The organism is Streptomyces sp. NPDC037273, from assembly GCF_055603625.1.
Genome location: NZ_JBVJVO010000007.1, coordinates 251,179 through 264,379 on the forward strand (window position 1 = coordinate 251,179; position 13,201 = coordinate 264,379).

The window sequence follows — 13,201 nt, forward strand, 5'->3', positions numbered from 1 at the left end:
GCTACCGCCGGGGGGCGGCGGCCTTCGGAGCGGCGCTGGTCGGGGCGGCGGCCTTCGGGGTGGTGCCGGTCGGGGTGGTGCCGCAGAACTCGGCTTCGAGGACGCGCAGGCTGTCGCCGGTCCAGTCGGCGTTGAAGTTCATGGCGAGGGAGTGCTCGCCGTCGCGGGTGGCCTGGGCCTCCGAGCTGGAGCCGTGGATGCCGCCGCCGTGCCCCCAGATCTCCTTGCCGCAGCTGAGCTTCTGCTTCATGAGGCCGAGCCCGTAGCCGTACTGGGGCAGGTCGGGCGCGAGCTGGACCGTGGTGGTCATCTCCTTGAGCTCGGCCTTCGGGAGCAGCTTCCCCTTGAGCAGGGCGCGGTAGAAGGTCTGCAGGTCACGGGAGTCGGAGATCACCTCGCCGGCGGCGCCCGCGATGCTCGGGTTGAGCCGGCCGACCTCGTGGACGGTCGCGTTCGGGTCGCGGGAGAGCTTGGAGTAGGCCGGGGAGCTGGGCTTCGGCATGGCGACCCGGGTGCCGGGGACGCTGGTGGCGCGCAGCTTGAGCGGCTTGATGATCCGGTTCTCGACCGCCCGGCCGTACGAGCGGCCGGTGACCTTCTCGATGATCATGCCGGCGAGGATGTAGTTGGTGTTGGAGTAGCTCCAGGCGGTGCCGGGCTCGAACTCCGCGGGGTGGGTCATCGCGAGGGCGACGAGCCGCTCGGCGGGCCAGGTGTCGTAGCGGTGCTCCAGGAAGCCGGCGCCGAAGACGGTCTGCTGGAAGCCGGGGTCCTCGGTGTAGCTGTAGATGCCGCTGGTGTGGTTGAGCAGCTGGCGGACGGTGATCTTCCGGCCGTCGTGGCCGTTGCCGCGGACGACGCCGGGCAGCCACTTCTCGACCGGGTCGTCGAGGTCGAGGCGGCCCTCGGCCTGGAGCTGGAGGAGGACGGTGGCGGTGAAGGTCTTGGTGATGGAGCCGACCCGGTAGCGGTCGTTGCCCTTCCGCTCGCCGGCGGTGCCGGTCCACTGGTCGCGGCCGTCGCGGGTCTGGGCGACGACACCGGGCACACCGGCGTCGACGGCCGCCTGGAGCGCCCGCTGGGTGGCCGCGTGGCCGTGCGCGCCCTCCGTGGGGACCGGCGCCGCGAGGGCGGGCGCGGCGAGGGCGGTGGCGGCGAGGCCGGCCACCAGGGCGGCGGCGACGACGGTGCGGGCGGTGCGTACGGCTGACATGCGGGCTCCCCTGGGACTTCCGTGCGGGTACTGCGGTCGCCGGGAAGGACCACGGGGCTGCCGGGACGGTTGAGCGGGATGGTGATGGTTGAGCGGTTTTCAGCCGTTTGCCGGGTCGGCGAGCCGGGAGCGGCCCACGGGGGGCCGTTCGCGCCACAGGTCGAGGCCGATGTCGACGAGTTCGACGCGGGGCAGGGCGGTCACGGTGTCGAGCGGATGCCAGGCGGCGAGGTCCGTCGAACCGCCGGTCTCGTTGCGCAGGGAGCCGCCGGTGACCCGCGCTTCGTAGATGATCCGCAGCCCCTGGAAGTCGCCGGGGCCCGCGAAGCGGTTGATCCAGCCGCGGCGGATGGAGTCGATGCCGAGGAGGACGGTGGGTTCGGTGAGATAGCCGGTCTCCTCCTCCACCTCGCGGACGACCGCCTGCACCGGCTCCTCGCCGTGGTCCATCCCGCCGCCGGGCAGCGTCCACTTCTTCGTGCCGTCCTTCGCGACCCAGCGGGCCAGGAGGATCTCGTCACCCCGGACACACACGGCGTAGGCCGCCACCCTCAACTCTTGCCGCATGGAAAGAGGTTAGATCCAGTACGTGGGATACGTCCGCCCCGTGGCACGGCCCGCTCCCACGCCGACCGCGACCAGGAGCAGCGAGGCGAGCGCGAGAAGGCCGAGAAACGTCCAGAACGGCGGGGCCTGGAGCGCCACGATGACGGCCGTCGCCGCGGCGGGCGAGTGCGGGGTCCGCGCCGCCGTCATCACTCCGAGCGCCAGGCCGCCCGCGACCGCCGCGCCCCACAGTCCCGGGCCGGCCACCGCGAGCACCGCGAACCCGGTGAGCGCGGAGAGGAGTTGGCCGCCCACCACCGAACGCGGCTGGCTCAGCGGCAGACCGGGCGCGCCCGCCACCAGCGCCATGCTCGCCGCGAGCGGCGGGATCAGCAGCGGCTCGCGCAGCACGGTCCCGAGGGCGACCAGGAGGAGGAGGGCGGTGACGCTCGCGGCGGTGGAGGCGAGGAGGACGGCGGGGCGGGGGCGGGCGGGGGGCCGGGGGCGGGCGGGGGCTTCGGCGGCGGGGGCTTCGGGGGCCGAGGCTTCGAGGGCGGGCGCGGTGGTCACGGGAGGTCCTCGCTCAGGGAGTGGGTGGGTGGGCCGGGGAGTACTCGGGGGCGGACCAGCGGAGGGACGTGGCGGAGGGGGTTTCGAGGGTGTGGGTGGGGCGGAAGCGGGTGACCCGGCCTTCGGGGGTGTAGTCGGTGTGGGCGTGGCCGCTGAGCTGGAGGGTCGTGCCGGTCTCCCAGTCGAGGAAGAGCAGGCCGGCGCGGCCGTCGGACTCCAGGTTGCCCAGGGTCAGGAACATCGAGTTGCCCGCGTAGTCGCGCCAGCTGAGCTCCCCGGACTCGTCGACCCTGACGAACCCGGGCCTGCCGCCGCGGTGGCTCGCGTCGACCCCGTCGGGCGCGGTGGTGGCGATGAAGAAGGTGTCGGCGGTACGGACGAAGCGCACCTGGTCCGGGGTGAGCGCCTCTCCGCGGTGTACGGCTCCGGGCTCGCGACCCGCGGGATCGGAGCCGTACAACTCCCTTTTCTGGAGGTACTTCGGGCAGTTCGAGAACACCTGCTGGGCCTCGATCGTGAGGCCGCGCGCGCTGGGCCGCGCGAGGCCGTTGAGGCGCATCCGGCGGCGGGTGCGGGGGTCGAGGGCGATCGTCCCCACGGGGGTGCCGTCGGCGGTGACGGCACCCGCCAGGGGGTCGTGGGCGGGGATGCCGCCCGCGACGGAGACCGTGTGGGGGCCGGTGGCCCGGGTGAAGCCGGGCGTGCCGGTGAGGAGGCCGGCCCAGACGTGGCCCTCGGGGTCGGCGGCGGCGATCACCAGCATGGGCTGGGCTTCCAGGAAGGCCGCGGCGATGGGGCGGATGCCGGGGGTGATGGAGCGGCCCACGTGGTCCGCGAGGTCGCGGACGCCTTCGCGGGCCTGAACGGCCAGGGAGCCGGGGTGGTAGGCGGTGGTCATCGGGGTCTCCGGTGGGTGCGGCTCGGGGGAGGTGCGGGTCAAGGCCCTGGCGCGGGGGCGCGTTCGGGGGTGTGCCCACCCGTTCCGCCCTGCGGAACGATTGCCCACACCTGCGCGACGGCTAGAAGAACCCGCAGGTCGGGGCGGTGGTCGAGGGGGCGGGGAGGTCTTCGGCGCCCTGGGGGACGGAGATCTCGAGGCGGGTGCCGTCGGGGTCGTGGAAGAAGATGCCGCCGGAGGCGGCGCCTTCGCGGTGGGCGACGAGGCCGTCGTGGGCGAACGTGGCGCCGCGGGCGGCGAGGGCGGCTTCGGCGGCGCGGATGTGGTCGAGGGACTCGGCCTCGAAGGCGAGGTGGTGGAGGCCGGCGCGGGCGGGGGCGTAGTCGCCTTCGGCCTGCTGCCAGAGGGTGAGGACCAGGCTGCCGTCCTGGCCGAGGAAGGCGAAGCGGCTGTCGCCCTCCTTGCCCTCGCCGAGGACGTCGAAGCCGAGGACGTCGCCGTAGAAGGCGAGGGAGCGGTCGATGTCGGTGACGTTGAGGCCGACGTGGTGGGTGGCGAGCTTGCCGATCGCGGACATGGGGGTCCCCCTTTTCCCGGTGCGGTCACCCTTGGCGGGCTAACCTCTTAATTCGACTTTAGGGGTTAGTCGCGAACGGCGTCAACCGTTCACGTACTCTTGAGGGGTTAGCTCACCGAGGAGGGTGTCCGCCATGACCGTCGTCGACCCGCGGCCGCTCGTCGGCGAGCCGCTCTCGCTCGACCTGCTCAACACCCGGTGGAACGTGGAAGGGGTGCGGCAGGACCTGCTCGACGGGGTCGAGGGGCTCGCGGTCTGGCTCGCCACCAACAGGCTCCAGGGGCGGTTCGCCGCGGACGCCACCACCCTGCGCCACACACTCGCCGCGCGGGACGCGCTCGGCGCGCTCGTCGACCGGCCCGGCGACCCCGCCGCCACCGCCCGGGTCGACGCGGTCCTCGGCCACGGCCGCATCCGGGCCACGCTCACCACCGCCGGCCCCGGCGAGGAGGCCGAGTTCGAGGACCCGTCCTGGGGGCCCGGCTGGAGCGCCGCCCGCGACTACCTCGACCTGCTGCGCACCGCGCCCGACCGGATCCGGGCCTGCGCCCACGAGGCGTGCATCCTGCACTTCTTCGACACCTCGCGGAACGGCACCCGCCGCTGGTGCTCGATGGCGGTCTGCGGCAACCGCGCCAAGGCCTCCCGGCACTACGCCCGCACGAAGGAGAGCTGACGCGCGGGGCGCTCAACTCGCCCCGGTCGGGGCGGTTTCGTCCCCGCTGGCACATCCCGCGCACTGGCGGGTTCCCGCCTCGGCGGCAACCAGCCCCCCACGAACTCTCCACAAACCCCGGTCATTTACGAAAGGCTGAGCGGTCATCCGGCACCGAATTCCGGACCCTCTCCTTTCACCAACAGGGATGTAGATGACCACCCCCGAAACTCGGAGCTCCATACCCGGACGCTCGACGCCCGGGCACAGGCGCGTGGCGCGCATCGCCGCCGCTGCCGGGCTCGTCGCCGCGCTCGTCGCGACCGGCGCCGCGCCCGTGCTCGCCGTCGACGCCCCGGACTCCACTCCCCCGGTCAAGGCCTCCGACCCCGCCGACAAGCTCGGCGCGATCGACGCCCAGCGCCTCACCGAGGCCCAGGTCAGCGGCGAGAAGAACGTCACCGTCCTCGTCGCCACCGCCCCCGGCGCCACCGAGCAGGTCGCCGGCCAGCTCGACGCGGTCCCCGGCGCCTCCGTCGGCAAGCAGCAGGACGCGCTCGGCTACGTCCGCGCCACCCTGCCGACCGCGAAGGCCGCCGCCGCGATCAAGGCCGCCACGCAGCTCTCCTCCGTCCAGTCGATCGACCTCCAGGCCGAGATCCAGCTGGACGACCCGACCCCGGGCGCGGACGCCGTGAAGGGTGCCGTCGAAGGCACCACGGTCACCACGACGTACCCGGCCCCGAGCGCCAAGACCCCGGCGAAGAACCCGTACAACCCGTCCCACGAGACGGGCGCGGTCGAGTTCGTCGAGGACCACCCGAAGGCCGACGGCCGCGGCGTGACCATCGGCATCCTGGACTCCGGCGTGGACCTCGGTCACCCGGCCCTCCAGAAGACCACCACCGGCGAGCGCAAGATCGTCGACTGGGTCACCGCCACCGACCCGCTGACCGAGAGCGACGGCACCTGGCGCGCCCAGGTCACCCCGGTCACCGGCCCGGTCTTCACCGCCGCCACCCAGAGCTGGACCGCCCCGGCGGGCTCGTACCAGTTCAGCCGCTTCACCGAGGCGGTCACCGCGGGCGGCGACCCGGCGGGCGACATCAACCGTGACGGCGACACCACCGACGTCTTCGGCATGCTGTACGACCCGGCCGCCGGCACCGTCCGCGTGGACACCGACCAGGACAACGACTTCACGGACAACGAGCCGATGAAGCCGTACAAGGACGGGTACCAGGTCGGCTACTTCGGTACCGACAACCCCGCCACCGAGGTCGCCGAGCGCACCCCGTTCGTCGTGGAGATCCGCAAGGACGTCCCGATGGACCCGCTGGGCGGCAGCTGGGTCGGCCAGAAGCGCGACTTCGTCAACATCGGCGTCGTCGAGTCCTCGCACGGCACCCACGTCGCCGGCATCACCGCCGCCAAGGGCCTCTTCGGCGGCAAGATGAACGGCGCCGCGCCCGGCGCGAAGATCGTCTCCTCGCGCGCGTGCACCTGGACCGGCGGCTGCACCAACACCGCCCTCACCGAGGGCATGGTCGACCTCGTCGTCAACCGCGGCGTCGACATCGTCAACATGTCGATCGGCGGCCTGCCCGCGCTGAACGACGGCGACAACGTCCGCTCCCGCCTCTACACCCGTCTCATCGACGAGTACGGCGTGCAGCTGGTGATCTCGGCCGGCAACTCCGGCCCGGGCACCAACACGATCGGCGACCCCGGCCTGGCCGACAAGGTCCTCTCGGTCGGCGCCGCGGTCTCCCAGTCGACCTGGGCCGCCAACTACGGCTCGGCCGTCGAGAAGAAGTACGCCATGTTCCCGTTCTCCTCGCGCGGTCCGCGTGAGGACGGCGGCGCGGCCCCGCTGGTCACCGGCCCGGGTTCGGCCGTGAACACCATCCCGACCTGGCAGGCCGGCGCCGGCGTCGCCGAGTCCGGCTACGCGCTCCCGGCCGGCTACGGCATGCTCAACGGCACCTCGATGTCGTCCCCGCAGGTCGCGGGCGTCGGCGCGCTGCTGCTGTCCGCCGCCAAGCAGCGCGGCATCGAGCTGTCCCCGCTGACCCTCCGTACCGCCCTCACCTCGACCGCCAAGCGGATCCCCGGTGTCGCGGCCCACGAGCAGGGCGCCGGCCTCGTCGACGTCAACGAGGCCTGGGAGTCGATCAAGGACGGGGCCACCGCCCACTCCTACAAGGTCGAGGCCCCGGTCGACACCGTGATCTTCCCGGCCCCGCACACCGGCACCGGTGTGTACGACCGCGAGGGCGGCCTCAAGGTCGGCCAGAAGAAGGTCTACGACGTCACCATCACCCGTACCAGCGGCCCGGACCGTGCCATCGAGCACGAGCTGGACCTCAAGTACGACGACGGCACCTTCCGGATCCTCGGCGACGACGAGATCGACCTGCCGCTGAACAAGCCGGTCACCGTCAAGCTGGAGGCCCGCCCCCGCACGGCCGGCGTGCACAGCGTGCTCCTGGAGGCCGACGACGAGCGCACCGAGGGCGTCGACAAGCAGATCCTCGCCACCTCGGTGGTCGCGAGCGACCTGGTCGCCCCCGGCTACACCTTCTCCGCCTCGGGCTCGGTCCAGCGCAACAGCACCAAGTCGTACTTCGTGAAGGTGCCCGCGGGCGCCACCTCCCTCGAGGTCGCCATCGGCGGTCTGAAGGAGAAGAGCCAGACCCGGTTCATCGCGATCCACCCGTACGGCGTGCCGGTCGACCCGACCGCGACGACCGGCTGCTACCCGCACTACAACCCGGCGAACACCTGCCGTCCGGACCTGCGCTCCTACCCGAACCCGCAGGCGGGCGTCTGGGAGATCGAGGTCGAGGCGCGCCGCACCTCGCCCGACCTGGACAACCCGTACACGCTGAACGTGGCCGCGCTCGGCGCCTCCTTCGACCCGGCCGTCCAGACGGTCGCCGAGGCGAAGGCCGGCGTCCCGTCCGCCGTCGAGTGGACCGTCACCAACAAGTTCGCCGCCCTCGACGGCAAGCTGAAGGGCGGCTCGCTGGGCTCGGCCAAGGTCGAGACCCCGACGATCCAGCACCACGAGAAGCACACGAAGACCGTCACCATCGGTGAGGGCGTCGAGCGGCTCGACATCGCGATCGGCAACACCTCCGACAAGGCCGCCGACCTCGACCTGACCGTCCTCCTCAACGGCAAGCAGGTCGGCCAGTCGGCCGACGGCGACTCCGAGGAGAGCGTCTCCCTGGTCAAGCCCGCCGCGGGCACCTACACCGTGGTGGTCGACGGCTACTCGGTCCAGGCCGCGGGCGGCACGACCTACGACTACAAGGACGTGTACTACTCCCCGGCGCTCGGCACCGTCCAGGTGGACGGCGCCAAGACCTACCCGCTGGCCAACGGCGCCGGCGCCAAGGTCACGGCCGACGTCGTCGTCGGCGGCCCGGCCCCCGAGGGACGCCAGTTCTTCGGCCAGGTCCAGCTGCTCAACGCGCGCGGCACCGTCGCGGGCACCGGCAGCGTCCTGATCGGCTCGGTCACCCCGTAGCACCGTACGAGTGAGGGGGCGGGCGCCGGAACCGGTGCCCGCCCCTTTCGCGTCCCTTCCGGTTCCCGCGTGTGACGTGTCCGGCACCCGTCCCGATCCCTGGACAATGGATTGGACAAGGCGCCCCGGGACGTACGCATCATGGACCGGCAGCACCCTGCACATACGTACGGAGGAGTCCCCGTGAAGGTCGGAATCGTCGGAGCCACCGGTCAGGTCGGCACAGTCATGCGGAAGATCCTGGCCGAGCGCAACTTCCCGGTCGACGAGCTGCGGCTCTTCGCCTCGGCCCGCTCCGCCGGCACCGTCGTCGACGGCGTCACGGTCGAGGACGCCTCCACCGCCGACTACGCCGGCCTGGACATCGTGCTCTTCTCCGCCGGTGGCGCCACCTCCAAGGCCCTCGCCGAGAAGGTCGCCTCCCAGGGCGCCGTCGTGATCGACAACTCCTCCGCCTGGCGCCGCGACCCCGAGGTCCCCCTCGTCGTCTCCGAGGTCAACCCGCACGCGATCAAGGACCGCCCCAAGGGCATCATCGCCAACCCGAACTGCACCACGATGGCCGCCATGCCGGTCCTCAAGCCGCTCCACCAGGAGGCCGGCCTCACCGCGCTGATCGCCACCACCTACCAGGCCGTCTCCGGCTCGGGCGTGGCCGGCGTCGCCGAGCTGCGCACCCAGGCGTGCGCCGTGGCCGAGACCGCCGACCAGCTGGCCTTCGACGGCGAGGCCGTCGAGTTCCCCGAGCCCGCCGTCTACAAGCGCCCGATCGCGTTCAACGTGGTCCCGCTGGCCGGCTCGATCGTCGACGACGGCTCCTTCGAGACCGACGAGGAGCAGAAGCTCCGCCACGAGTCCCGCAAGATCCTGGAGATCCCGGAGCTCAAGGTCTCCGGCACCTGCGTGCGCGTCCCGGTCTTCTCCGGCCACTCGCTCCAGGTCAACGTCCGCTTCGACCGCCCGATCAGCGTCGAGCGGGCCTACGAGCTCCTCAAGGACGCCGAGGGCGTCGAGCTCTCCGAGATCCCGACCCCGCTCCAGGCGGCCGGCAAGGACGCCTCGTACGTGGGCCGCATCCGCGTCGACGAGACCGTCGACAACGGCCTCGCGCTGTTCCTCTCCAACGACAACCTGCGCAAGGGCGCGGCGCTGAACGCCGTGCAGATCGCGGAGCTCGTCGCGGCCGAGCTCAAGGGCTGATCCCGGCACCCTCCCGAGGGGCGGTTTCCCGTTGCGGGGAGCCGCCCCTCCGGCGTTCGAGGGGCCTCGTGACCTGCCGTGGAAATGTCCGGTGCGCCGCCGCGCCGGCCCATGGAAGGATGGCCCAAACGTCACGAAACCTAGGAGTTGACCGGGTGCCTGGCACAAACCTGACCCGTGAAGAGGCTCGGCAGCGGGCGGCGCTGCTGACCGTGGACGCGTACGAGGTCGAACTCGACCTCTCCGGTGCGCAGGAGGGCGGCACCTACCGGTCCGTCACCACAGTCCGCTTCGATTCCGCCGAGGCCGGCGCCTCGACCTTCATCGACCTCGTCGCGCCCGCCGTGCACGAGGCCGTGCTGAACGGCAAGTCGCTCGACGTCGCCGCCGTCTTCCGCGACTCGCGGATCGCCCTCGACCACCTGGTCGCGGGGCGCAACGAGCTGAAGGTCGTCGCCGACTGCGCGTACACGAACACCGGTGAGGGTCTGCACCGCTTCGTCGACCCGGTCGACGACCAGGCCTATCTGTACACCCAGTTCGAGGTTCCGGACGCGCGGCGGGTCTTCGCCTCCTTCGAGCAGCCCGATCTGAAGGCGACGTTCCAGTTCACCGTGAAGGCCCCGGCCGGCTGGAAGGTCATCTCCAACTCCCCGACGCCGGAGACGCCGAAGGACGACGTCTGGGTCTTCGAGCCGACCCCGCGCATCTCGACGTACATCACGGCGCTCATCGTCGGCCCGTACCACTCGGTGCACTCCTCGTACGAGAAGGACGGCCAGACCGTCCCGCTGGGCATCTACTGCCGTCCGTCGCTGGCCGAGTTCCTGGACGCGGAGCACATCTTCGACGTCACCCGCCAGGGCTTCGACTGGTTCCAGGAGAAGTTCGCCTACGACTACCCGTTCGCCAAGTACGACCAGCTCTTCGTGCCGGAGTTCAACGCGGGCGCGATGGAGAACGCGGGCGCGGTCACCATCCGCGACCAGTACGTCTTCCGCTCGAAGGTGACGGACGCGGCATACGAGCGGCGTGCCGAGACGATCCTGCACGAGCTCGCCCACATGTGGTTCGGCGACCTCGTGACCATGGAGTGGTGGAACGACCTGTGGCTGAACGAGTCGTTCGCCACCTACACCTCGGTCGCCTGCCAGGCCTCGGTGACCGGCACCCGCTGGCCCAACGCCTGGACGACCTTCGCCAACGCGGAGAAGACCTGGGCCTACCGCCAGGACCAGCTGCCGTCGACGCACCCGATCATGGCCGAGATCAACGACCTGGAGGACGTGCTCGTCAACTTCGACGGGATCACGTACGCCAAGGGTGCCTCGGTCCTGAAGCAGCTCGTCGCCTACGTCGGCCAGGACGAGTTCTTCAAGGGCGTCCAGGCGTACTTCCAGGCGCACGCCTTCGGCAACACCCGCCTCTCCGACCTGCTCGGCGCCCTGGAGGAGACCTCCGGCCGCGACCTGAAGACCTGGTCGAAGGCGTGGCTGGAGACGGCCGGCATCAACATCCTGCGCCCGGAGATCGAGACCGACGAGAACGGTTTCATCACCTCCTTCGCGGTCCGCCAGGAGGCCCCCGCGCTGCCCGCCGGCGCCAAGGGCGAGGCCGTCCTGCGCCCGCACCGCATCGCGATCGGCTTCTACGACCTGGACGCGACCGGCAAGCTGGTCCGCACCGACCGTCTTGAGCTGGACATCGAGGCGGCCGGCCTGACCGCCGTCCCGCAGCTGGCCGGCAAGGCCCGCCCGGCGGTCGTCCTGCTCAACGACGACGACCTGTCGTACGCGAAGGTCCGCCTCGACGAGGTGTCCCTCACCAACGTCACCGCGCACCTCGGCGACTTCGCCGAGTCCCTGCCGCGCGCCCTGTGCTGGGCGTCCGCCTGGGACATGACCCGCGACGGCGAGCTGGCCACCCGCGACTACCTGGAGCTCGTGCTCTCCGGCGTCGCCAAGGAGTCCGACATCGGCGTCGTCCAGTCGCTCCAGGGCCAGGTCAAGGCCGCCCTCGAGATGTACGCGGCGCCGGAGTGGCGGGCCGAGGGCCTGGCGCGCTGGGGCGCCTTCGCCCAGGAGCAGCTGCGCGCCGCCGAGGGCGGCGGCGACCACCAGCTGGCGTGGGCGCGGGCCTTCGCGGCGACCGCCCGCACGGACGCCGAGCTCGACCTGCTCGCCGGCCTGCTCGACGGCTCCGAGGTCATCGAGGGCCTGGCCGTCGACACCGAGCTGCGCTGGGCGTTCGTGCAGCGCCTGGCCGCCACCGGCCGCATCGACGAGCCGGAGATCGCCGCCGAGCTGGAGCGCGACCGCACCGCGGCCGGCGAGCGCCACGCGGCGACCGCGCGGGCGGCCCGCCCGACGGAGGCCGCGAAGGCCGAGGCCTGGGCCTCGGTCGTCGAGGACGACAAGCTGGCGAACGCCGTGCAGGAGGCCGTCATCGGCGGCTTCGTCCAGGCCGACCAGCGCGAGCTGCTCGCCCCGTACGCGGCGAAGTACTTCGCCGCGATCAAGGGCGTCTCGGAGACCCGCAGCCACGAGATGATCCAGCAGATCGTCGTCGGCCTGTACCCGTCGCTCCAGGTCTCGCAGGAGACGCTGGACGCCACGGACGCCTGGATCGCCGAGCACAACCCGGTCCCGGCCCTGCGCCGCATGGTCACCGAGTGCCGCGCCGGCATCGAGCGCGCCCTCAAGGCCCGGGCCGCGGACGCGGCGGCCGCGAAGTAGTCGGTACGGACCGGGTCCGTACCGCGTGAACGACGAAGGGGCGCCCTCCCCCACGGAGGCGCCCCTTCGCCGTGCTTGGAGTCCGCCCGGCGGGCGGGCGTCGGCGCGCGGCCGCGCCGCCGGGCGGAAGCGGGTCAGCCGCCGAGGCGGGCGTACCGGGCGCGGAGGTCGGCGGCGCCCTGGTCCGTGAGGGTGCCGTGGAGGCGCATCCGGGCGACGCCGCCGTCGGGGAAGGCGTCGAGGCGGACGTGGGTGACGACGGCCTGGGCGGGGAGCTTGAAGCGGTGCAGGGTGTCGGGCTGGAGGCGGGTGCGCGGGATGATCTCGAACCACTCGGCGCTTCCGGAGGGATCGCCGTTGCAGCCCTGGAGGGCGATCCAGCCGGCCGAGTTGCCCTTGAGGTAGGCGGTGTCGATCTCGACGGCGCGGACGGCGCCCTGGGCGGCGAGCCGGAAGCGGACCCAGTCGTTGGTGTCGCGGACCCGGCGGCGGCGGTTCTCCCAGCCGTCGTCCATCTTGCGGGAGGTGCCGGGCAGGATGATCTGGGTGGGCGAGGAGTAGAACTTGTCCGAGGCGTCCTCGTACGAGCCGCCGTTGAGCACGGCGATCAGGTCGAGGGTGCCGAGGAGTTCGAGCCACTCGGGGTCGGGCACGACCTCGCCGTGGACGCGGAGGCGGGCGATGCCGCCGTCGGGGTGCTGGCAGACCCGGACGTGGGTCCAGCGGCGCTCGGCGTCGATCGCGAAGCCGTTGGCGGCGTGGCCGCGGACGGGGGTGGGCGGTACGAGCTCCTCCCACTTCGCGTCGAGCAGCTCGGCGGGGCTGGGCGAGCCCTCCACTGCGGTGGCCTGGACGCTGACCTTCTGCGGGTAGTTGCCGCGGAAGTGGGCGGTGTCGACGACGATGCCGCGGATGACGCCGGGGGCGCCGAGGCGGACGATCGCCCAGTCGTGGTCCTCGGGGGCGGGGAAGACGTTCTCGGCGTCGGTGCCGCGGCGGCGGCGGGTCTCCCAGCCGTCCATGATCTTGCCCTTGTGGCCGAAGTGCTCGGGGTCGAAGACGGCCCGCTCGCGGACGAGGAGGTTCTCCCGCTCGGCGAAGAACTCGTCGTTGGCGGCCACGACGCCGGCGCCGAGACGGCGGTCGGCCAGGTCGACGAGCTCGGTGAAGGGGAAGTCGCCGGAGCGGTAGTCGGCGTACGGGTCGCCGCCGGAGTAGGGGGCGGCGTCGTTGGCGTGCGGGTCCTGGTGGGTGTCGTGGCTGCTCATGGCT

10 protein-coding genes are annotated in these 13,201 nt (G+C 72.2%); 4 read left to right on the forward strand and 6 right to left on the reverse strand.

Going from position 1 to position 13,201, the window contains the following annotated elements; genetic code table 11:
• Nucleotide 1: 1 nt before the first annotated feature.
• The 5 genes from ACZ7G1_RS20805 to ACZ7G1_RS20825 form a co-directional block, all read right to left on the reverse strand.
• Nucleotides 2-1,213, reverse strand: coding sequence for a serine hydrolase domain-containing protein (locus ACZ7G1_RS20805; RefSeq protein WP_470872930.1), 1,212 nt, complete (start codon nucleotides 1,211-1,213; stop codon nucleotides 2-4).
• Nucleotides 1,214-1,312: 99 nt separating this feature from the next.
• Nucleotides 1,313-1,780, reverse strand: coding sequence for an NUDIX hydrolase (locus tag ACZ7G1_RS20810; protein WP_470872929.1), 468 nt, complete (start codon nucleotides 1,778-1,780; stop codon nucleotides 1,313-1,315).
• Nucleotides 1,781-1,789: 9 nt separating this feature from the next.
• Complete coding sequence (locus ACZ7G1_RS20815; protein WP_470872928.1) at nucleotides 1,790-2,329, reverse strand: HPP family protein; 540 nt, start codon at nucleotides 2,327-2,329, stop codon at nucleotides 1,790-1,792.
• A 13-nt stretch (nucleotides 2,330-2,342) separates the two neighbouring features.
• Complete coding sequence (locus ACZ7G1_RS20820; protein WP_470872927.1) at nucleotides 2,343-3,227, reverse strand: pyridoxamine 5'-phosphate oxidase family protein; 885 nt, start codon at nucleotides 3,225-3,227, stop codon at nucleotides 2,343-2,345.
• Between the two features lie 121 nt (nucleotides 3,228-3,348).
• Nucleotides 3,349-3,804, reverse strand: a complete 456-nt coding sequence (locus ACZ7G1_RS20825) for a VOC family protein (protein WP_470872926.1) — start codon at nucleotides 3,802-3,804, stop codon at nucleotides 3,349-3,351.
• A 133-nt stretch (nucleotides 3,805-3,937) separates the two neighbouring features.
• Here ACZ7G1_RS20825 and ACZ7G1_RS20830 point away from each other — a divergent pair, with 133 nt between their 5' ends.
• From ACZ7G1_RS20830 to pepN, 4 genes are all read left to right on the forward strand, one after another.
• On the forward strand, nucleotides 3,938-4,480 hold the full coding sequence (locus ACZ7G1_RS20830) for a CGNR zinc finger domain-containing protein (protein ID WP_470872925.1): 543 nt from the start codon (nucleotides 3,938-3,940) through the stop codon (nucleotides 4,478-4,480).
• 193 nt (nucleotides 4,481-4,673) lie between these two features.
• On the forward strand, nucleotides 4,674-7,994 hold the full coding sequence (locus tag ACZ7G1_RS20835; RefSeq protein WP_470872923.1) for a S8 family serine peptidase: 3,321 nt from the start codon (nucleotides 4,674-4,676) through the stop codon (nucleotides 7,992-7,994).
• A 183-nt stretch (nucleotides 7,995-8,177) separates the two neighbouring features.
• Nucleotides 8,178-9,194 (forward strand): aspartate-semialdehyde dehydrogenase, encoded by a 1,017-nt coding sequence (locus ACZ7G1_RS20840; protein ID WP_470872921.1) that lies wholly within the window; start codon nucleotides 8,178-8,180, stop codon nucleotides 9,192-9,194.
• 155 nt (nucleotides 9,195-9,349) lie between these two features.
• Nucleotides 9,350-11,929, forward strand: coding sequence for an aminopeptidase N (pepN, locus tag ACZ7G1_RS20845; protein ID WP_470872920.1), 2,580 nt, complete (start codon nucleotides 9,350-9,352; stop codon nucleotides 11,927-11,929).
• Nucleotides 11,930-12,063: 134 nt separating this feature from the next.
• Here the strand turns inward: pepN and alc are convergent, their stop codons facing one another.
• Nucleotides 12,064-13,197: an allantoicase gene (gene alc / locus ACZ7G1_RS20850; RefSeq protein WP_470872919.1), complete on the reverse strand. Its 1,134-nt coding sequence runs from the start codon at nucleotides 13,195-13,197 to the stop codon at nucleotides 12,064-12,066.
• Nucleotides 13,198-13,201 lie beyond the last annotated feature (4 nt).